Annotated in this window: 18 protein-coding genes; 13 read left to right on the top strand and 5 right to left on the bottom strand. The window is 38.8% G+C overall.

Going from position 1 to position 22,639, the window contains the following annotated elements:
* The first annotated feature begins 11 nt into the window (after positions 1–11).
* The 13 genes from B4U84_RS05740 to B4U84_RS05800 all read left to right on the top strand — a co-directional run bounded on the left by B4U84_RS05740 (position 12) and on the right by B4U84_RS05800 (position 16,312).
* Complete coding sequence (locus B4U84_RS05740) at positions 12–2,045, top strand: HAD family hydrolase (RefSeq protein WP_131116047.1); 2,034 nt, start codon at positions 12–14, stop codon at positions 2,043–2,045.
* 67 nt (positions 2,046–2,112) lie between these two features.
* Positions 2,113–2,493: a hypothetical protein gene (locus B4U84_RS05745; protein WP_131116049.1), complete on the top strand. Its 381-nt coding sequence runs from the start codon at positions 2,113–2,115 to the stop codon at positions 2,491–2,493.
* Positions 2,494–2,498: 5 nt separating this feature from the next.
* On the top strand, positions 2,499–3,626 hold the full coding sequence (gene glf / locus B4U84_RS05750; RefSeq protein ID WP_131116051.1) for a UDP-galactopyranose mutase: 1,128 nt from the start codon (positions 2,499–2,501) through the stop codon (positions 3,624–3,626).
* A gap of 96 nt (positions 3,627–3,722) precedes the next feature.
* Complete coding sequence (locus tag B4U84_RS05755; RefSeq protein WP_131116053.1) at positions 3,723–4,736, top strand: hypothetical protein; 1,014 nt, start codon at positions 3,723–3,725, stop codon at positions 4,734–4,736.
* Positions 4,737–4,765: 29 nt separating this feature from the next.
* A complete protein-coding gene (locus tag B4U84_RS05760) occupies positions 4,766–5,881 on the top strand; it encodes a glycosyltransferase family 2 protein (RefSeq protein ID WP_131116055.1) in 1,116 nt (371 codons plus the stop codon).
* 191 nt (positions 5,882–6,072) lie between these two features.
* Positions 6,073–7,344, top strand: coding sequence for a glycosyltransferase (locus tag B4U84_RS05765; protein WP_131116058.1), 1,272 nt, complete (start codon positions 6,073–6,075; stop codon positions 7,342–7,344).
* 28 nt (positions 7,345–7,372) lie between these two features.
* Positions 7,373–8,545, top strand: coding sequence for a glycosyltransferase (locus B4U84_RS05770; RefSeq protein ID WP_017309304.1), 1,173 nt, complete (start codon positions 7,373–7,375; stop codon positions 8,543–8,545).
* Positions 8,546–8,601: 56 nt separating this feature from the next.
* A complete protein-coding gene (locus tag B4U84_RS05775; RefSeq protein WP_131116060.1) occupies positions 8,602–9,735 on the top strand; it encodes a glycosyltransferase family 4 protein in 1,134 nt (377 codons plus the stop codon).
* Between the two features lie 57 nt (positions 9,736–9,792).
* The gene (locus tag B4U84_RS05780) at positions 9,793–10,905 is read left to right on the top strand and encodes a glycosyltransferase family 4 protein (RefSeq protein ID WP_165490248.1); all 1,113 of its coding nucleotides are present in this window, start codon (positions 9,793–9,795) and stop codon (positions 10,903–10,905) included.
* A 185-nt stretch (positions 10,906–11,090) separates the two neighbouring features.
* Positions 11,091–12,356 (top strand): glycosyltransferase family 4 protein, encoded by a 1,266-nt coding sequence (locus B4U84_RS05785; RefSeq protein ID WP_017309300.1) that lies wholly within the window; start codon positions 11,091–11,093, stop codon positions 12,354–12,356.
* Between the two features lie 263 nt (positions 12,357–12,619).
* Positions 12,620–13,753 carry an acyltransferase family protein gene (locus B4U84_RS05790; RefSeq protein ID WP_242677548.1) on the top strand — a complete coding sequence of 378 codons (1,134 nt, stop codon included), beginning with the start codon at positions 12,620–12,622 and terminating at the stop codon, positions 13,751–13,753.
* A 3-nt stretch (positions 13,754–13,756) separates the two neighbouring features.
* Positions 13,757–14,932: a glycosyltransferase family 4 protein gene (locus B4U84_RS05795; protein WP_017309298.1), complete on the top strand. Its 1,176-nt coding sequence runs from the start codon at positions 13,757–13,759 to the stop codon at positions 14,930–14,932.
* An 18-nt stretch (positions 14,933–14,950) separates the two neighbouring features.
* Positions 14,951–16,312: a hypothetical protein gene (locus B4U84_RS05800; RefSeq protein ID WP_017309297.1), complete on the top strand. Its 1,362-nt coding sequence runs from the start codon at positions 14,951–14,953 to the stop codon at positions 16,310–16,312.
* Between the two features lie 122 nt (positions 16,313–16,434).
* Here B4U84_RS05800 and B4U84_RS05805 read toward each other — a convergent pair whose 3' ends face one another.
* The 5 genes from B4U84_RS05805 to B4U84_RS05825 form a co-directional block, all read right to left on the bottom strand.
* Positions 16,435–16,680, bottom strand: a complete 246-nt coding sequence (locus B4U84_RS05805) for a hypothetical protein (protein WP_017309296.1) — start codon at positions 16,678–16,680, stop codon at positions 16,435–16,437.
* Between the two features lie 492 nt (positions 16,681–17,172).
* The gene (locus B4U84_RS05810; protein ID WP_242677549.1) at positions 17,173–18,294 is read right to left on the bottom strand and encodes a nucleotidyltransferase domain-containing protein; all 1,122 of its coding nucleotides are present in this window, start codon (positions 18,292–18,294) and stop codon (positions 17,173–17,175) included.
* Between the two features lie 70 nt (positions 18,295–18,364).
* Positions 18,365–19,585: a PqqD family peptide modification chaperone gene (locus B4U84_RS05815; protein WP_131116064.1), complete on the bottom strand. Its 1,221-nt coding sequence runs from the start codon at positions 19,583–19,585 to the stop codon at positions 18,365–18,367.
* 2 nt (positions 19,586–19,587) lie between these two features.
* Complete coding sequence (locus B4U84_RS05820) at positions 19,588–21,411, bottom strand: ABC transporter ATP-binding protein (protein ID WP_131116066.1); 1,824 nt, start codon at positions 21,409–21,411, stop codon at positions 19,588–19,590.
* A 39-nt stretch (positions 21,412–21,450) separates the two neighbouring features.
* Positions 21,451–22,383: a serine kinase gene (locus tag B4U84_RS05825; protein ID WP_131116068.1), complete on the bottom strand. Its 933-nt coding sequence runs from the start codon at positions 22,381–22,383 to the stop codon at positions 21,451–21,453.
* Positions 22,384–22,639: the final 256 nt, after the last annotated feature.

A 22,639-nucleotide genomic window follows, 5' to 3' on the forward strand; every position in this document is an offset into this window, starting at 1 on the left:
GTGAGACTCTGATGAAAAAGATTGTTTACTCATTTGACGTATTTGATACATCTATAACTCGAATTTGGGCAAAACCAACTGATCTATTCTGGGAATTAGGTGATCAACTCCGAAAAGATAATTTAATTCAAATGTCACCTGAATCTTGGTCTCACCTGAGAATGGAGTCTGAAAGAATTGCCAGAGAAACAGGGCCTATTTATGAAATAGGACTAGAAGAAATATATGAACAAATTGCTCGTTCTTTAAACTGGTCAACCGATGAAGTTGAAAGAGCAAAACAAAAAGAAATAGAAATTGAGCTATCGAGTTTACGTCCAGTACCCGCCACCAAAAAACGTATTCAGTCGCTCTATCAAGCGAATGAAAGAGTAATTTATATTTCGGATATGTATCTGTCTGAAGAAGTTATTCGGAATTTCTTGAAAGAAAACAAAGTTTGGACTCCAGACAGTACTTTATACGTTTCATCTGAAACAAGAATTAATAAGGGAACTGGTGAGTTGTTTAAATATTGCTTGGCAGAAGAAGCAGTGAAACCATCCCAGTTTAAACATGTTGGAGATAACCGATACGCAGATGTAAAAGCTGCGAAAAAACTTGGTATTACAACTGAATATTTTACTCAAGCTCACCTGAATCGCTATGAGCAAAAAATTGCAGAAGCTACTCAATTTCCTTTAAAGTTTAGATCCCTACTCGCAGGTGCAAGTAGGCTGACTCGTTTGCAGTCTCAAGAAACAAACAATCATCAAAAAGTTATTTGGGAAACAACAGCAAGTGCTGTTGGTCCTATACTGTTCAGTTTCGTGTATTGGTGCTTAGTCGAAGCACAAAAAACAGGGCTGCAAAGATTATACTTTGTCGCCAGAGATGGGCAAATATTACATAAAATTGCTCAAGTTATTTGCCAGAATTGGGGATTTGCAATTGAGTGTCGCTACTTATATGGTTCGCGTCAAGCTTGGCATATGCCTGCAATTCAAGAGATCGGTGAAGATGAGCTTGATTGGATTTTGGTTGCGACTGATTCAGTTGATCGCTTTTTATCAATTCGCTCCTTGTGCGATCGCGTGAACATATCCCCTGAGCAAATTAAAGATGTGTTAAGTCAGTATGGGTTTCCAGCAGAAAAGTGGGATCTCAACCTTCAGCAACACGAACGCGACTTGATGCAGAATATTTTTACAGAGAAAGAGGTTACGGATCTAATCATCGCAACTGCTGCTAGTTATCGCGACAAGGCAATTGGTTATTTTCGTCAAGAAGGGATAGGCGATGGAATTCCCTTTGGTTTTGTTGATATTGGCTGGAGTGGACGTACACAACGATCTTTGAGTAAACTATTGAACATTGCTGGTATTTATCCCGAATCTGGCATTTATGGTTTTTATTTTGCGCTTCAAGAGCGGGTTAAGCCATTTAAGACAGACCAATCACTTGCTTATTTTTATGATGTAGATCAACCATCTGGCGATCGCTATTTTCTATGTAAGTACAGATGCTTGTTTGAACTGTTCATGTCAGCAGATCATGGTAGCACTACCGGATATGAGCGACGTGATAACCAATATGTCCCTGTTCTTCGTCAACCAAAAAACGAAGAAGCTATTTATTGGGGAATAAATATCTTGCAAAAAGCTGCGGTTGAATTTTCAAAACAACTAACGACTAATCTGAACCCACAAGAATGTACAACTGATATTTTTCTTGAGACAGCTGAAATTTTGTCAAGAGAGTTTGTCTTAGAACCTTCCTATCAAGAAGCAGAAGTATTTGGCTCCTTTGTTATGGCTGGAGATATAACTGAAAATTCCTTCTATGAACTAGCACCGATTTATAGTTTAGTTGACTGGTGGAAATTACTGCTTTTTAGTAAGCATCGACATCCAGATGTTTGGTTTACAGCCTCAGTTGTCAGAGCTAATCCAATCATGAAAACTTTGTTTGGAGTCAAAACAGTTAATAAAATCCGCCAAATCAGGAGAAAATTTATCAAGCCGAAGCTTGCTAATTCAACTCAACAAATCAGTCAACCTACTTAACCTCTACCTTGACTCTCGTTTTTTCTAGAAACAAATTTACCCTACCTTAGTTCTCAGAGCATACAGCATGTACACCAATACAGAGCTGAAACAACAAAGAAATAATTTGATGTTAGAAACTATTGCACTGAAAGTTCTCTCAGAAGCAAAAAAATGCCAGGGCGATAGTTTAGCACTACTTGCATTGCTACGGTTGCTAGAGGGTTTACATCAGGAAATTCGAGATAGTCTATTTCTGGAATCTTTGCCAAGTAACCGCCAAGCTCTTTACAGCCTATTGAAAAATATTGAAGAGGAAGGTGGTTGGCCATACATTTCTCGCATGAAATTGCAATCTCTACTAGAAAATTTAGCAGAAAACAGTTTTTGTGATTTAGAAATTGAAAAAAATACACATTCTTTAGTTGAATGTGAAACTTCAAAATCCCTTAGTCTTAAGCAAGGATAAACTCTATGAAATTTGATTGGTTAATAATAGGTGCTGGATATTCAGCCTGTGTGCTAGCTGAAAGAATTGCCACTCAACTTGCACAGAGAGTTTTAATTGTAGAACGACGAGATCACATCGGTGGCAACGCCTACGATCATTACAATGAACATGGCATTTTAGTACATAAATACGGTCCCCATATTTTCCACACCAAATCGAAAAAAGTTTGGGATTACCTTTCTCAATTTACTGAGTGGAGACATTACTATCACCATGTCCTTGGAGTGTTAGAAGGAAAAAAAGTTCCTATACCTTTTAATCTAAATTCACTCTATGCTCTTTTCCCACCAAAATATGCAGAAAAGTTAGAAGCTCTGCTTCTAGAAAACTTTGGTTTTGGGGTCAAAGTACCCATTCTAAAACTACGTGAAAGTGCAAGTGGAGATCTCACTTTTTTAGCTGATTACATCTATGAAAATGTCTTCCTGCGCTACACCATGAAGCAGTGGGGAGTTAAACCAGAAGAATTGGATAGGGGAGTCACAGGACGTGTTCCAGTCTACATCAGTCGAGATAACCGTTATTTTCAAGATCCTTATCAAGCTATGCCCAAGCTTGGTTACACTGAAATGTTTCGTCGGATGTTAGCTCATACCAACATTAAGGTACTTCTAAATACAGATTACCGCGAGATTATCAATGATGTTCAATTTAATCGGATAATTTGTACTGGTCCGATTGATACATTCTTTGATTATATGTATGGTGAATTGCCATACCGTAGTATAAATTTTGAGTTTGAAACATTAGATCAAGAGTGGTATCAAGAGGTTGGAACCGTCAATTACCCTAACGATTACGATATTACTCGGATCACTGAACAGAAATATTTGTCAGGACAAACTTCTCCTAAAACTACCTTGGTAAGAGAATATCCTCAAGCTTATATACCTGGAAAAAATGATCCTTATTATCCAATATTAAATGAAGAAAATCGCGATCGCCTGGATCTTTACCTGAAAGAAGTAGAGAAGTTAAACGGAACAGTAATTTTTGCCGGAAGACTTGCAGATTACAAGTACTATGATATGGATCAAGCTGTATTGAGAGCGCTTGGTTTGTTTGAAAAAGAAATAGCAACTACAACTTAGGATTGATTGTAAATCCTAAATTATCAGATACATTAACAAAGGGTTTGATAAAGACATTTTTTATCAAGTACACATTATATAGAGATATCAATTCAGATGACAATCAGTAAATCAAAACAATCATCTCATAAACAAAATGCTCGTCTTCCAAAAGTGCCTATCAAACTTGAAGCTAATACTAGCTTGTTAATGAGATGGATAACTTGGTTAAACTTTAATGGTTCTTATAAATTCATTGATAGAAGTAAAGGTAGTCAGCGTCTTCTTGTTATCCTTGCTGGTTACAAAGATTTTCTGTGGCCTTTAACTTTAAATAGAATAGCCAAGTTTATTCCATCTGATATTGATGTGTGTATAGCTTCTTCTGGCTTGTATGTTGCTCCCTTAGCACAATTAGCAGAAAATCTAGGTTGGTCATACCTTTATACAAAAGACAACAAAGTTGCACTCGTACAAAACTTAGCAATAGCTAACCATCCACAGGCGAAATGGATTTACAAATTAGATGAAGATATTTTCATCTCCGAGGGATTTTTCGATGATCTGCAAGAAGGTTATTTGCGTATTCAGAAAGAAGGATTATATTATCCTGGAGTTTGCGCTCCGATTCTGAATGTTAATGGTTATTCTTACATTAATTTTCTTAAAACTATTGCTGCCGAGAAAGAATATAAAGAAAAATTCGGCGAACTTATACATGCTGCTAGTGATATTAAAGCACAATCTGATGGAGAAGCAGCTAAGTGGTTATGGGAAAAAAGCTTGCCGTTTGATGATACAGCTAATTACATCAGAACACAACCTTTCAGTTATTCACCAGTACCCCATCGATTTAGTATAGGAGCTATTTTATTTGAAAAAGAACTTTGGGAAAGAATAGGTGGCTTACGAACTTCTTTTTCCCAAGGTGGTCTTGGGCTAGATGAGTCACATTTATGTAAGGATTGTATGAGCTTGTCTAGACCAATCATTGTCCTCAATAATATCTTTGCTGGACACTTCTCATTTCGACCTCAAGAAACTGCAATGAAAGAATATTTACAAGAAATATATTCTCAACTTTCCTTAGAGACAATCCCATCAAAATCTAAAGAGGTATTGCCAATTTAAAGCAAAATAAAAACTTATGAGGAAAGCCCATGCAAGAACTGCAAACTGAAAAACTGCAACCAATTAAATTACCACAGCTTCCTGATAGCCCATTAGTATCTGTGATCATTGCCAACTACAATTACGACAGATACATCAATGAGACTTTAGAAAGCGTCTTGAACCAGACATATCAAAACTTTGAAATCATTGTTTGTGATGATGGTTCCACTGACAACTCCTGTGATGTCATTGCTAAGTATGTTCATCAGGATTCTAGAATCAAACTCATAAGCAAACAAAATGGTGGTGTTGCTAGTGCTTTAAATGCAGCCTACCAGAAGAGTAAAGGTCAAATCATTTGCTTACTAGATGCAGATGATCTCTGGATGGATAGGAAGTTGGAAAAAGTTGTAGAAGCTTTTAAATCTGATCCTCAATATGGCTTTGTCATTCATAATGTCATGCAAATTGATGGTCAGGGAAACTTGCTTAGACCGACTCCTATGTTCAAGAAGTTATCTTCTGGTTGGGTTGCACTTGAGACTTTAGAAAATGGTGGTCTTCCACCAGCAGGTGTACCTCCAGCATCTGCATTGAGTGTTCGACGAGAAGTTGCTGAATTGATCTTTCCTCTAAATGAGACATTTCGGCGCAATGCAGATAGTTTGGTCTCCTTTTTAGCGCCATTTATTACGGTAGTTGAATCTATTTCAGAAGCGTTAAGTAAATTTCGCTTTCATGGAGGAAATACAACCAGTCAGGTAAGTTTGACCGTGGATTCTCTAGAACGAGGTCAAAGTGTTGGTGAAGCAATTCATAGAGAACAAAAACAGTTTTTAAGACGTATTTATGGTGAGGTAGTTGCAGAAAAGCTCAAATCTGTGAGCTTTAATTTACTATATTGTCATGATGTTTACTTGATGTCCCGTCTCAAAGGTCTACCAAAGGCACAAACGAAAGAACTTCATCGTCAGCTTGTGAATCATCCACAATTCTGTACCTTCAGTTCTCTCCATCAAAAGTGGCTGTTGCAGTGGGGTGAGTATCTCCCAGATATTCTTTTTTCCCCTGTATTCAAAGTAGTTTACGGTTCGGGTAGACTAAAGCGTTGGGCAAGAAAGTTGCTGGCGCGAAGACTCACAGCACACTACGCACAAGGGTAATAGTTGGCACAAATAAAATCATGAATTCTAGCTAGTTATTACATAGTGTAATACTTGCGATTACACATTCAGCATTGACAACTTGACACGAAAAAGTAAATAGCAGCAAACATTTTCTATATACTTGATTAGTTAAACGCGGTTGCCACAAGCGCAATTTAGCTAAAAACAGTCGCTCAAGAGGATAAAAGATGACAACATCTTATAAGCTAACAGAGCCACAGTTGAAGCACAAAGCACTCAGTCGGCGTCGGATAATGCTGTTTGATATGTCTTGTGGTGGTCATCATGGTGCTTTCATTCAACATTTGATTCGTTACTGGGGTGAACATGACTTACCAGTATACATAGATATTGTAGTTATGCCCCAGTTTTTAAAGCAACATCAAGACGTAGTGGATTTAGCTGCAACTTACAGAAGCGATCGCCTGCGTTTTGTCCCGATTACTACCGAAGAAGAGGCTGAACTTGGTCCTTGGTCTACCTTCACGCGACGCAAAGCACGTGCTTTGCGCGAATGGAGCTTAATGAGTCGATATGCCAAAAATCTAGGCACTACAGAATGCTTGTTAATGTACTTTGATACCTTTCAGTTATCAGTTGTGTTACGTCGCAAGCTCCCTTGTGCTTTTTCTGGTATTTACTTCCGACCAAGATTTCACTACGGAGATTTTCAAGATATTACTCTTTCGCAAAAAGATCGCATCCGCCATTTGCAAGAACGTGTTCACATTTCTTTAGCTCTGCGCCATCCCCAGTTTAAAACCCTATTTAGCTTAGATCAGTTTGCAGTCAAGCATCTTAACCAAGAAAGCAGCAATACTCAAGTAGTCTACTTACCCGATCCAGTACAGACTTATTCCGATAGCGAATTTAAAGCTAATTCTTTCAAAGCGAACTTAGGAATTGAACCAGGTCGTCTGGTATTTCTGATGTTTGGCATTATAGACGGACGCAAAGGCATTCATCAAATTCTAGATGCAGTGGCTATGCTACCGCCCGATCTGTGCCAGAAATTTTGTTTGTTACTAGTTGGTTGTATCAGTAGCGCAGACAAACCACAGGTAAAAGCTAAAATCATGCAACTCTGTGAGCTTCTACCAGTACAAATCATCACTCGCGATCAGTTTGTCAAGGAGAGGGAAATTCAGTCTTATTTCCGTATATCAGATGTGGTATTAACTACCCATCAACGTCATGTAGGGACAAGCAATACTCTGATTCGGGCCGCTGCTGCTCAAAAACCTGTTTTATGTAGTGATTACGGACTGATGGGCGAGTGGACACGCCACTACAAATTAGGTCTAAATGTAAATTCGGTAGTGGTAAGTGAAATTGCCCAAGGTTTAACTCGGTTTTTGCAGGAGTCGCCAGAAAAATTTTTAGATCCGATTACTGCTCGAAATTTTGCCCGACAACACTCTGCTGGAAAGTATGCCGAAACAATTTTCAGCTATCTGTAGCCGTAGTATAGTATAAAACGACAAATTCATGGCGGACTCATACCGACGCGTACTTTTTATCAGTCACACCTATGTAGTAGGAGTGAATCAGGGAAAATTGAACGCGATCGCCCAAACTGGCAAAGTCGAAGTAGGTTTGCTAACTCCCAGTAACTGGAAAGCTCTGGAGTGGAATCGCTTCTTGGAAGTAGAAAAAGCCTACCCCAAAATCAAAATTTATACAGCACCTGTATTATTTACAGGTCGCGGTGGCGCTCACATTTATGCACCTTGGCAAATCTGGAAAGTAGTCAATGACTTTCAACCCGATTTAGTGCAAGTTGAGGAAGAAGTCTTTTCCCTTTGTGCTTTTGAGCTAGCAGTTTGGAGCCGAATCACTGGTAAGCCACTAGTCGTATTTGGTTGGGAGAACATGGAACGTACCCTACCAAGACCGCGCCACTGGGTACGCCAATTTGTCCTCAACACCTCACAATTAATACTTCCTGGCAATCAGGATGGAGCAAATTTGCTGCGCCAGTGGGGTTATACTGGCTTGATGGAAGTTATGCCCCAGATGGGAGTAGATACTAGTTTATTCAGTCCGCAATTATCAAAAAGAGACAAAAATCAAGAGTTTTGTATCGGTTTTCTCGGAAGATTGGTTCCAGAAAAAGGTATTGATACCATATTTGCAGCAGCTCGGCTCCTGAAAGAACGGGGTCTCAAGTATCAAATTGTTTTGTGTGGCTCCGGTTATTACGAAGAATCACTGAAACAAGAAGCACAGAAACAGCAGGTTGCCGATTTAGTCTTTTGGCAGGGTTCAGTACGCCACGAGCAAGCACCAGAGGAAATTAGCAAGTTTCATGTATTGGTTTTGCCTTCACGCACCACCGATACTTGGAAAGAGCAATTTGGTCATGTGCTTATAGAAGCAATGGCAATGGGTGTACCAGTGGTTGGTTCAAGTTCTGGTGAAATTCCCAATGTCATCGGCCGAGACGATTTAGTGTTTCCAGAAGGAGATCCCCAAGCTTTAGCAGCTATCCTAGAGCGAATGATCCAGGAACCTAGTTGGTGGCAAGATGTAGGATGCTACTGCATTACTAGAGTAGCTCAAAATTATACCCATGAACGAATTGCTGAACGCTTAATTAGTCTTTGGAACATAGTCCTGAATCAAAAGAAAGGAGAATATGCAATCAGCCTTCATACTTGATCCAAAATCCATCAAGTTTAGCTTTGATCAAATTCAATTGCAGCAATAGGGTAACAATGCGTGTAGTAATTGTGCGTACAATGCCCAACTTTAGTATGGATGTCTATGCTGATAGTCTGATTTCGGGATTACGAATTGTTAGACCAGATTGGGAGATTGTTGAACTAACACCTCATTCGATTGATAGAAGCAGTCGTTCTTTGTTGATTAGAGGGAAAAAATATTATGAGCGTTTCTGGGGTTTTCCAAGTCGAGTCAAAAAGCAAACAGCAGATATCTTTCATATTATCGACCATAGTGAAGGTCATATTGTTAATTGGTTAAAGAAAACAGACATACCTATTGTTGTAACTTGTCATGACTTGATTAACTATTTCTATCGCGATAATCTTCAAGGTTCACAGCAGTTACCGATAATTAGTCACCGACTATGGGTGAACTCTGTGCTAGCGATGCAGCACGCCAATCATATTGTCACAGTTTCTTCTGTAACAGCTAAAGATACTACTCAAATACTAAATATTGAGCCAACACGTATTACTGTCATTCCTAATACGGTTGATCCTGTATTTCAACTATTATCCAAAAAACAGTCAGATTTTTTTCGTCAACAACAAGGAATTTCATCAAACACAATTTGTCTACTGAACGTAGGAAATGATCATCCACGTAAAAACATTCCTACAATTCTTCAGGTAGTAAAAATTTTAAAAGATAAAGGACTATCAATACATTTTTGGAAAGCAGGTTCACCATTTAGAGATAATGAGCAAAAATTTATCCAAACTCAAGGAATTGAAAGTCATGTTACCTATTTAGGAAAACCGGATAAATCAACTCTGGTTCAAATTTATAACGCTGCTGATATCTTAATAGCACCCTCATTTCATGAAGGATTTGGGATCACAATCATAGAAGCAATGGCTTGTGGAACCCCTGTGATTACCTCAAACGTTTCAGCTATGCCTGAAGTAGTAGGAAATGCGGGTATTATGATTGATCCAAAAGATAGTCAAGCAATAGCAGAGAAAGTATTACACCTTTCTCAAGATTCTATCTATTATCAACATTTGCAAGAAAAAGGTTTAGCAAGAGCTAGGTCATTTTCCTGGGAAAACACAGGAGATAAGGTAGCACAAGTCTATGAAAAAGTTCTAGAACAATCAAAATATTCATCATCAATTAATTGATATTTGATAGTCAAATATTTTGAAAGATTTAATGATGTATTTTACATGGGTGTGGCAATGAAAATTTTACATTTGGGTTCACATTCTTCTCCACATGTAGTAGATGGAGTAAATACAACAATCTGGTTAGTTGCTAGAGAACAAGCTTTACTTGGTCATGAGGTAACTTTATTGCTAGATAGCCCACCAAATGAAGCTGCAAAAACATTAGCTGAAGCTGTTGGTATTAAGTTAATTTCTATTTCAGCAAATAATTGGTACTATGACACGAAAACTTTCAAATCATTACTACATACTGACACGCCACAGATTGTACACATGCACTCAGTATTTATTCCCACGCAAGCTTCCTTCGCAAAAAATTTAGTTCAAGATAAAATTCCATACGTCATTACTCCACATGGTGGATTAGACTCTCAGCGGAGTCAAGCAAAAAAAATACTGTATAGCTTGTTTATAGAGAAAAAAAGATTTTCTCAAGCATCTGCAATTACAGTAGTAACACCTAAAGAGGAAAAAACGGTGCGTGCTTTTGTACCCAGTTACCAAGGTAAAGTTAGCTGGGTAGCAAATCCTTTTGATAGCCATAAGTTAATGAATTATAAATGGAAGGGTAATGTAGAAGCTAAAAAATTAGTTTTCTTGGGTCGTTTCGATGTTCTACATAAAGGATTAGATATTTTAGTAAAGATAGCTCAATTTTTACCAGAAGTAGAGTTTCATTTATATGGAAATGAAGAACTAAAAACTATAAAAAAACTTACAAATCTTCAACGTAACTCTCCTCCTAATGTTTATTTCCACAAGCCAGTATTTAACGAGGAAAAATTACAAGTTTTGGCTAATGCTAGCCTTTACATTCAAACCTCTCGTTGGGAGGGGTTTCCGGTGTCAATAGTTGAGGCTATGTCTTTAGGAGTTCCTTGTGCAGTGACTGAGATGCCTAATTTTGCTGAACTTTTTCGTCAGCATGACTTAGGTCTTTTGTTATCGGCAAATCCTCAAGTTTCAGCTGATCGTCTGCGAGCAGCTCTTAGTCAACCAGCTATGCTTCATAATTGGTCAAAGCGTGCAGAAGAATTTGCACGAAAACAATTCGAGCCACGTGAAGTAGCTTTAGGTTATTTAAATGTTTATAATTCTATAGTTTTTGCGAAAAATAATCCCTAAATAATTCAGTATAAAATTTGCTGAACATTGTTCAATTTGAATTAGATGGAAGTTTACTCATGATTAAAACTACAGCAGGATTTGGTGAGTCAGTAACTAAGTGGAAAGAGCGTCGGCTCCTTTACGCATGGCGAGAACTGACACAAGCAGCCAGTCATCAAGATTAAACGACAAGTATTTTAAGTATGAAAATCCTGATATCTGCATACTCATGTGAACCGGGTAGAGGTTCTGAGCCTGGTGTGGGCTGGAGTGTCGCGCGAGAAGTCGCCAAATACCATGAGGTCTGGGTATTGACCAGACCTGATGAAAGTGGCGACATTATTGAAGCAGAATTAGCTCGCAACCCAGTCCCTAACTTGCACTTTGTGTATTTTAATTTACCTATCCTGGGAAGCCTGTGGCGTTGGAACCAATCAGGGGCGATGCAAATTCACTACTACCTTTGGCAAATTCAAGCATATTTTGTTGCCCGTCGCCTGCATCGCCAAATTGGCTTTGATGCCATTCATCACGTTACTTTTGTAAAATATTCTAATCCTAGTTTCCTATCGCTGTTACCTGTTCCTTTTATTTGGGGTCCGGTTGGTGGCGGAGAATCTGCGCCAAAAGCTTTTTGGCGAGATTTTAGTCTGCGTGCTAAAGCGTACGAAACTGCACGCACCTTGGTTCGCTGGTTGGGTGAACTCGACCCATTTGTTCATTTGACTGCAAAAAAAAGTGCTGTAGTCCGAGCCACAACAGAGGATACCGCTGAACGCATTCGCAAAATGGGTATCAATAAGGTAGAAGTGATTTGCGAATCAGGTTTACCCAAACAAGAGATTCTCGATCTTGCTCAGTTTCCAATGCCCACCGACTCCACCGTTAGATTTATTAGTATGGGTAGATTATTGCACTGGAAAGGTTTTCACCTGGGAGTGTGTGCCTTTGCTAAAGCTAATCTACCAGATGCGGAGTACTGGATTTTAGGTGATGGGCCTGAACGCCAAAGATTGCAAAATCTGGCCGAAGAACTGGGAATTGCCGAAAAGGTGAAATTTTGGGGTAGGCTACCACGAGAGCAAAGCTTAGAGAAATTAAGCCAGTGCATTGCGCTGGTTCATCCTAGCCTCCATGACTCTGGCGGTTGGGTTTGTCTAGAAGCAATGGCAGCTGGTCGTCCAGTGCTGTGCTTGGATTTAGGAGGACCTGCTGTTCAGGTCACATCTGAAACTGGTTTTAAAGTTTCTGCTCACACACCCCAACAAGCCGTAGAGGATTTAGCTGTAGCAATGACCCGTTTAGCAGAAGATGTAGAACTTAGAATCTGCATGAGTAAAGCCGCACAAACCAGAGTCAGAGATGTCTTTGACCGAGAAGTTATGGGTTTAGCTTTAGCTCAACTTTATGAAGAAATCGCAGCACCAAATAGCAATCAGCCTAAGCCGATGTTGCTTCACTCGAACTAATCCTCTTTCTTGTATGACCAATCATTCCGAGCAGAGTACAAGTCCCTCCCCCTAACCCCCATTCGATTTATTCCACGGATAAATCCGCTTTCTTGTACCCTGCTCGGAATGGTCGGTTAATCTAAAATCCAAAATCCAAAATCGATTACAAAATTAAGTCCAAACGAGGTTTAAAGATTATTCTCTGTAAAAAGTGATAAAAAGGTATAATGACGTATTGCTAGCTGACAAATTAAGTAAGACTGCGAGAACAGTTTGCTTTGATGAAGTTTATCAATACGCTCACAGTATTTTTATCAGCAGAGAATATGCAAAAATCAAGATTGGCTGGTGTAGATCTATGCCGAGGAATTGCAGCATATGCTGTTGTTTTATTACATTCTGGTGATCAAACTTGGGGTTATATAAGCCCTTTAGCATCAGAATTTAGAAGCCTCTTTTCTTTTGCAGTTCCCTTTTTCCTAGCTACATCTTTTTATTTCTCGATGGGCAAAGTATATACAGGATTATCTGTTGATTTTTGGAAGCAAAGATTTCAGCGTATTATCGTACCCTACATTATCTGGACTGTATTTTATTTATTTTCTAAAATACTGATGTTTAACATTAGCAAACAACCAGATAAAATTAAAGATTTATTTTTAGATCCAGTTTCAATGATTTTTTTTGGAGGTGCATCGCTGCAATTATACTACTTACCTCTTTTGATAGTAGGCACTTGTTTATTAATAATTGCAGAGTATTTAGTCAGACGGCATAGTAGACTGATTGTAATAGTTTTTTTAAGTATAGTCAGTACAGTTACATATAATTTATTTGTAGTATCTGGAAATGATTTTCAGCTAGGTCCTAATATCGCTTTTCAAAATATAGTGAAATTAATAGCACCTAATGCAAATGAAATTCCGCTCTGGAGAATCGTATTTGTTGAAGTAGCTTTTATAATCAGATGTCTTCCATATCTTTTCATTGCAATGGTTTTTCAGCGATTAATTTCCAGTCAAAAGTATACTAAAAATGTTAAATATATTATCCTCTTTTTGTTTGTTTGTTTTCTTACTGTTTGTAGTTATGGCAAGCTAATATTACCTATTGTCGTGCAGGATTTATTATTAGGATTCTCACTATTATTTTTGGGTATTTATTTATCAAAATATTTGACAAGTAATAGCTTGATTAATAGCTTAGGATCTTGTTCGTTTGGTATTTATTTAATTCATATATTTTATATAAATATATTTCAATTTTTATTAGAGAAAAATCTGCCAATTTTGATGGCAAAAGTAACGATGTTTTCCTTAATAATATTTTCTGTTTGCAGCTTTTTATTAAGTTGGCTAACTGTATATCTGATGAGAAAAAATAAATTTATTGCTAAATATATGTTTGGTACTTAAATAATGCATATCTTATCTATTCATAACCGCTATCAGATTCGAGGAGGAGAGGATGAGTGTCATGAAGCTGAAGTCAGACTCTTACGTGAGAGAGGACATCATGTTGAAGTATATGAAGAAAATAATGATCGTATGGCAGGATTGAGCAACTTCAGCAAGATTACGAAAACAATTTGGTCTCAAGAAGCTTATCAAAAAGTCAAACATCTATTGAAGGAACAACCTTATGATGTAGTGCATATACAAAATTTTTTTCCGCTAATTTCCCCGTCAGCGTACTATGCAGCAAAAAAAGAAGGAGTACCCATAGTTCAGACCTTACACAATTACCGTCTTTTGTGTCCCAACGCTTTATTTTTCCGTAATGGAAACATTTGTGAAGACTGCTTGGGGCTATCTGTTCCCTATCCAGGAGTATTGCATGGTTGTTATCGCAACAGCAAAGTGGCAAGTGTTGGTGTTGCGACAATGCTGACTGTGCATGGGCTGATGAGTACTTGGGTAAAGACGGTGGATTTATACATAGCTCTGACTGAGTTTGCTCGACAGAAATTTATTGCTGGTGGTCTCCCAGCAGATAAGATTGTGGTCAAACCAAATTTTGTCAGTCCCGAACCCGCTATTGGTAAGGGAAGTGGTGGTTATGCTCTGTTTGTAGGTAGGCTTTCTGTGGAAAAGGGTTTAGACACCCTGTTAAAAGCTTGGGAACATCTCGGTGTACAAATACCTCTCAAAATTGTGGGCGATGGTCCTTTAGCTAACGAAGTGGTAGCAGCTGTCAAACGACATTCTTCTATAGAATGGCTAGGACGCAGACCAATGTCAGAAGTGCATGATTTGATGGGAGAAGCGATGTTTTTGGTCTTTCCCTCGAAATGGTATGAAACCTTTGGGCGTGTTGCAGTTGAGGCGTTTGCTAAAGGAACTCCCGTGATTGCTGCCAATATTGGTGCTGTAGCAGAGTTGGTAGATTCTGGTCGAACTGGGCTTCATTTCCGTCCTGGTGATGCAAATGACTTAATAACCCAGGTAGAGTGGATTTTAGCAAATCCAGCAAAGCTTGCTGACATGCGCCAGGAAGCAAGGGTAGAGTTTGAAGCAAAGTACACAGCTGAAAAAAATTACCAAAAACTCATGGAAATTTATACCAAAATGCAAAAGTTTGGTTGGAAACATTAAGTAAATTCAGGGGGATAGATGAACGCTGGGATAGGAGTTTACAAAAAACAGGAAGGATACATTAAAAATTCGCTTCTCATACTACTAGCTTTTGCTACCGCTTTTTTCCCCCGAATTCTTAATTCTATTGGCTTCCCTTCACCTATCAATTTTGTTCACTTCCTAATCGTTCCAATAGCTTGTGGAATTGTAGTCACTAAAACTAAAGTAAGAAATAAAAACCAAATTTCAATTGCTAAAGCACTTCTGGCTGGTTTTTTAATTCTGCTGGGAATGATGACTGCTAGCGCCTTTTTCAATAAAGCTGGGCTAATTAATATATTCTTATCTTTGATGTTGCTAAGTGAGCCATTTCTAGTTTTACTGGCAATAATTTGTATTCCTATTTCTCCAGAAAATTTTAAAAAATTTAGAGCTTGGATATTACGCTTCGGTTGTTTTCATATTTTTTTAGGTATTGCCCAGCATTTTCTGATCACCGTCGGTGTTTTGAATGTCACTGAAATGCAACCAACAGACAATGTTCAAGGAGTTTTCTATCTTACAGGCTCCGGTCATGTTGTTGCTGCTGCTGTATCTATGTCCTTTGGTTTGTATTATTTAATCAGCGCTAAGACTGCTCCAATATTGTTACGAATTTCCATTATTGCTGCTGCCTTTTTTCAGTTATTATTTGCAGACGCTAAACAGGTGCTTTTAGTTTGGCTGCTAGCTTGGTTTATACTGATCATGATTAAATTACAAGATCTGAGAAAAACCATACAGTATTTGATAGCTGCAATTTTAATTAGTTACGGGCTGTGGTGGTGCATACAAAATGTAGAAGCATTTAGCGCTTTTAATACCTGGATTAGACCAGAACTTTACGGTCCTGATGGTGAAGCGACATTACTTAAGTTAGCACCAATTAGAATTATTCCTACATTTTATAAATCACCCTTAAATTGGTTGTTTGGTCTTGGGCCAGGTCATACAGTTGGACGATTAGGGGGATGGATGTTAAAGGACTACTCATTTTTATTGGAACCATTGGGTGCTACTATCCATCCTGCTAGTCAGGCTGTTTGGGATGCTTGGAGTGAAATTTCTTGGTTAGACTCTAGCTTTTTCGCTCCACTTTGGGGTTGGGTTGGTATTTGGGGAGATTTTGGATTTGTAGGTTTAGGAGCTTATTTATATCTTGCGTCTATCGTCTGGCGTCGAATTTGCTTAGATGACTTTTGCAAATTTACAATGCTGACTGTGTTGATTTATGGTTTCATTTTCACTCAGCTAGAAGAACCTGGCTATATGCTCTCAATGGCTATGTTAATTGGTATGCGATGGCAGGAGTTACAAATTTTGAAGTACTCGCGCTTTTACAATAGACCTCTTGCATGAATCTTTACCCACTCTTCCTTGAAGAGCAAAGCTCTACACCCTAAATCCCTCTGGCAAACTTGGGAAAGGGACTTTTAAATTGGCTCCCCTTCTAGTCAATATTGACCAGAAGAGGTTGAATATCAATTCACCCGGCTCCAAGAACTCCCATTGTTCCAGCTAATTTTACTCCCATCCGTCGCGATAGTCCCACTCAACTGATCACCACCACCGAAACTCATCTTTACTTCATTGTTCTTAACAATGCCTGAAGAATAGTTCCAATATGGATTTGTTTCAGTCCAATGAACCAATACTGTAACCCCATTTTGGATTACGTAAATATCTTTGTTACCGTTATCGGCAGACCACTTGCCTGTTAGTGTCATATTTTTCCTTCTAAATACAAAAAAGTCAATTCAGAGTAGGATGAATCAAAGATTACTACTCGTCTTAGCTTGATATTGCTATGTATTTTAGCATAGTAATATCAGTCAAAAATACTACAGTGTTTGCTTGATTCTGTCAACATCTTTTGAAGAACTAGTTAATTTGTACTATATTTGAAATTTCAAAATCCGGGTTAATACTCTATAGCAATCCGATTTGATTTCTGAACTTACTCGTGAAGGTAGGGAACTCTTAACGGGGAACAGGGAACAAAAAGTGTACTGAGTTTTTTCAAAAATCAAATAGGAGTCCTATCTTTATTTCAAAATGAGAATTGCTGGGTTGGGGATGAGGGCAAGTTTTGCATTCGTGCAAGAGGTATAATGCACAATTAGTTACGGAAGCAGATAGACAATTAAAGGCTGAAATATGAGTTATAAAAGATAAAAATTTTAGAGTTCTAAATCACTTATTTTTGATTGCTTGATTATCTATTCGTCGAGTAAAACACTTTTATCTCTGATTAACCAACGCCAGAATAACTCTAAGTACAAAATTTTATTGTGCAAACGCTCTCTTACCTGAATATGATAGCGAGTATTTTGCATAAACTGATGATTAGTATTAGTTTGATTAAGTATATCTAGACTAATCTCTGAAGCTAATTTTGCAACTTTCTGATCATTTGTAATTTTGTTAATAACTTCTATTGGTAAATTTAGTCCTATTAACTGGCGTGTCATAAAAAGACCAAGAAAAAGCATTCTTCTACAATCAAAATCATTAGCTTTTTGAATCACTCTTTCCCAATTAATTTCGGTATTTTGTCTAAGTAATTCTGCAATATCTGCTAACCAACTGAGCTTTTCCCAACGATGTCTTGATGCGTGGTTAGTGAGTAATAGTAGCCAATCTTCTGCCGAGAAAGTGTATATTTTCATACCACCAAGGCTAGATGAATGGAGATTTTCCCAAATATAATTAACTTCAATTGCAGATGTATAGCGTGGTGTAATTCGCCAATGAATTTCCACCATTATGTCTTTGCTATCATTTATAAAGTTATAAGTATGTTTACTTTTATCTTTTAAATAATTAATTTCTTCAGCTTCGGTTAATTGAACTTTTGGTCTGTATCCTCTAGACATTAGCAAGGTTTTAAATTTTAAAACATCTTGTTGTTGTACCAATATATCTAAATCACAGAACTGACGCAATCCAATATTTCCATATAATAAATTTGCTAAAACAGGCCCTTTATAAGGAATAGCTGCAATCCCATTTTCTTGCAATAGGCGCAGGAGTTGCACAAGTTCCCCAGTCAGGATTAAACTGCGTTGAGCATTTGTGTAGAAAATGTTGCGAAGTTGATTGAGAATATCTTTTGGAACAGTATCTGGCGCGATCGCATTCAAGTTACTATACAAAAGTGGCATCAAACCGTGTTGCCATGCACTACTGAGAATTTCTTGCCAGTTTAAATCTGCTTGTTGAATCAAACTTTTGATTTGTTCGGTTTTGCCTGCGTCTATTTTAGTAGAAGCACAATCAAGCAATAGCTGCATTTCAGGACAGATGGTGATGTCTATATTTTTTGTTCTAGATTGTGTCATTGTTAACATTATAAGTTTTACGTATTTCACTAAAGAATTTAAATAAAACAAATGACTGTTACTCAAAAATCTACTTTTTACCTTCTATTGTTAGTAAATTCTGGGTATATAGATCATTTACAAATGTCTCTACATCACGCCGGAGAATAACTTCTTCAATATCATAGTCTTCTAATAATGATGTAATGACTTTCTCTATCTCACCATACTCAATAATTGCTTGCCAAATATCAGCAGCCACACCAGTCAAGTAAAAGCTTTCTTGAGTTGCCAAATTACCAATCACAATCTGTCCCTCATACTCGCCAAAGATGACTTGCAACCCTGGTTGAATGAGTCCTTTACTCTCCTGCTGCATCTGGATAATAGGAGCTTCCTTAGCAGTTTTGAGTCGATTTTTCAAGCAGATTTCTGGAGGAATTAACAGCCAACTACCCTCTATGGTTTCAGTCACAGGGTTCCAAACAAAGCGATCTGGTTCATTCCAGCTAAAGCAGATATTGTCTGTCTTCCCTACCCAGTAGCGGATTCCATTTAGTTGTGTGAGACAGTGTGCGTACCAGTCTGGGTAACTATCGCCGAAGTCTTCTGGTGCATAGTCATGAATATCTTGAGCGCTCAAACAAGCTTGAACGCGCGGTTCACGAGATGCGATCGCTTTTCGCAAATCTGGATGAGAATAAAGATGGGCAAATATTACTGCCTGATGAGAATGAGATTGCAAAAAGTTGCTCAGTCGAGAACCAGTAAAAACACAGTCATCCACCACTACCCAAGGCACATCGGGCGATGGTGGTGGTTTTAACTGGTCGGCAGTTAGCCCCAAAGCGTAAGCCAGCATTCCCAAAACTATCAGCCCTCCACGGGGAATCCCAGTGAAGTGAAACTGCTTTAATTCCTCGTAACCAAAGCAATCTATTAATTGTTTCGCCAGACGCTCACAATCCGCTTCCGCTTGACGATAGCTGACATAGCGCAGACGAGTCATGTTCAGATTCAAATCCTGGAGTTCTGTAGCAATTCGCACTCTACCAGCTTCATTCAAGCAACCCAATACAAAGAGTGCAGGCTGGGGAGTGGAACGAACAATTAAGATGTTTCCGGGCATTTCTGCCCAGATCGGACTGCTGGCAATAGCTTGAGCTAGCTTAAACAGTGCCTCGGTGGGTTCCGTTAACTGAAGTTCACGACTGTACTTAGCCAAAGCTTTTGAGTCGATAGAAATACCGTATATTTTAGGTAATGATACGGTTGCCAGTTGTGCCTCTTTTTGAGAGAGAATTTCTTGCATAGTTAAACAGGAACATTACTAGTAACTTCCATTTGCTCTTTCCAAGACTGGGCATAAAAACCACCTTGAGCCAGCAATTCATCATGGCTTCCTGATTCCACAATCTCACCAGCACGCATGACGTGAATTATGTCAGCCCGCATTGCTAAAGTGAAGCGGTGGGTAATGACAACAGCAGTCCGTCCATTTGCCATAGTGCGGAATCGCTCTAACCAATCAAACTCTGCCCAAGGGTCCATTGCACTGGTCGGTTCATCTAGAATAATGATTTCGGCACGTCGCAAAAATGCTCTTGCTAGAGCAAGACGCTGCCATTGTCCACCGCTGAGTTCTGTACCTTCAGGAAACAACTTACCTAATATTGAGTTGTAACTTTGAGGTAAGCTAGTAATCTTCTCATGAATGCCAGCATCTTTAGCCGCCAACTCAATCTCATCTGGGCTTGGAGTTGCTGACCAATCACCGAAAGCAATGTTTTCGGCAGCGGTGACGTAGTAGTAAACAGGAAACTGGAATAGGACTGTAATTAAACGCTGATATTCTGTAACTGATAAATTGCGAATATCGATTCCGTCTAGTTGAATACAACCAGACTCAGGGTCATAAAAACGACAAAGTAGTTTGATTAAAGTACTCTTTCCCGCACCATTATCTCCGACGATCGCCACTATTTTACCCGCCGGAATAGTCAGATTAAAATTTTCTAAAACGGGTCGGTCGCTACCAGGATAGCTAAAACTAACTTGTTGAAAGCTAATTCCCTCTTTTAGCTGCTTGGGAATAGGTAGGGATTGGGTTGGGCTGATAATTTGCGGTTTTAACTCTAAAAATTCAAATAAATTACTGATAAATAAGCTACTTCTATAGATTTGTCCGAGATTACCCAGCAGGGAAACCATTACGCCCCGACTCTGTTGAAATGCTTGAAAAAACAGAGCAAGTTCACCAAGGCTCATCTTTCCTTGCAAAATTTGCCAAACTATCCAACTCAAGGGAGCAATAAAAACTAAAAGTCCCAAAATCATCGCTATAAAGCGCCCTAAACTTTGGACTTTGACTATTTGTAGATATTCTGACCTCAGTCGATAGCGCGATTTTTGGTAATTAGATTGGAAGTGAGAACCCAAGTTAAATAAGCGTAATTCCCCAGCAGTGTTGCTGTTAGTTAGGAGTGCATCGTAATATTCTACGCGCCGCCGTTCTGTGGTAGTTTGCTGCCACCAACGGTGATAGTAGCGATTAAGATTTAAGACTATATATAAAGATGGCAGGCCACTGATTAATAAAACAACTGCTAGCCATGCACCATAAGGAAGTAATATTGCTGCCATTGCCACAAGGGTAATGCTGTTTTGTATTCCATTACCCAAATTTTCTAGCAGAGAAAGAGATTGACCGCTGGCATCACTGCGCGCTCGGTTCAGGTGATCATAATATTCTGATGATTCATAAAAGGCATAATCTACTGCTATAGACTTTTGATGAATCAAGCTGGTGATATAGTCGCGAACAAATTCAGATTGAGCTGTCCGTACCCATTCCATCAGGGTTTGTAAACTTCCTCCCAGCAGCAAGACACAAGCCATTATTGCTGCGGGAACTATAATCGGTTGAGCGCTTTGCCAAGTTGCTCCAGCCCCGATAACCGCTACCAAACCATCAACCACTGAGCGAGTCAGGTAGACCGTAGTAACTGGCATGAGTCCCTGAATAACTAGTAATATAGCCCAGGCGATCGTCCATCCTCTAGATGCATTCCAGACTAAATGCAGTGTTTTTGGCAGATAATAAAATTGAGCGATCGCTCTGCCTAATCTTCTATTCAAAATTTTAAATCCTTGCTTTTCATTTTTTAAAATATATCTTTAGGCAGATGCAAACAATTTAATATTATCTAGATTATCAAATATTGTTTGAGTAATATCTTCTTCTATTAGCTTGACTAATTCCGGTAGTGCAGCTAAAGAACCTTTTCTTTTTAAACGAAATATCGGCACACTCTTCACTAAACTGGTACACTGACGCAGATGAGAGCTAACAAAGTCTGGTGTAGTTAGTAAATCGGTAGCACGAGAGTGTCGAATTAATTCCAACAGAGCATTTTGACGTGATAGAGGTTGTATTTCGTTGTGGGTTGCGGCTACATTTTCCAGCACATATATCCGCTTAACTGGTAAAGCAGTTTGGGAAAATCCTTGGTCAAGACGATTATTCCGTTTTGCTATTCCTGCATGAATTGAAGTTAATGTTTCAAAGTCGTATCCTAAAAAAGCGGCTGCATCTGGTAATAGTTTGACTTGGGGAAAGCTGGGAAAAGTCATCGGAGGGTTACTCTCAACTTCAATCGCCATCACATCGTCTGTAAGTAAACTATACCCTTGGTTGTAAAAAGCATTTGCCAAGGTTGACTTACCCCATCCAGAGTGACCCAAAAACGCTACTGCTTCATTATTGATTGCAATACTACTGGCATGAAGGACAAGATGCGATCGCTGTCGCAGCAAAACGGCAAAAATTGGTCCAAGAATACAAGGACGAAGCAAATCCTCATCAATTCGTGGGTCTGGTTCAACAACGATCTTGCGTCCTGATTCTACCAAAAACCTGCCCGCTATGGAGTTTTCTAACTCTAAAAATGCCACCAGCTTATTAGCACCATCGGCTGTTTCAGTTTCTGACGGGCTAATCTGGCGCAGCGAAATCACTACATCCGGTTGTTGTACAACTTCACTCTTGCTGAGTTCGGGAAAAGGGATCTCAGAGTGAAGCTGGAGATTATAGGCAGTATAAGCAAACACCTTTGAGTATCCTTGGAGAAAATTACAGTTAGCTATTATGATTGTGGTAAATTGCTTGGCTTTGAAAAAGGGCTACGGATGCCCGTAGCCCTTTGCTAGGCAAGCTCTAGCTTCTACAATTAAAATTGATTAACAGTTGCAAGGACGTTAAAAGCTGTTTCTTCAGCAAGCTGTAGCGGCTACTACAGCACTCCTTGCTTTCTAATCGATACCTTTACCTTTTGCATTTGGATCTAAGCACTGACCATTCACCTGA

Origin of the sequence: Westiellopsis prolifica IICB1 (genome assembly GCF_004323185.1) — a bacterium.
Lineage (GTDB): Bacteria > Cyanobacteriota > Cyanobacteriia > Cyanobacteriales > Nostocaceae > Pelatocladus > Pelatocladus prolificus_A.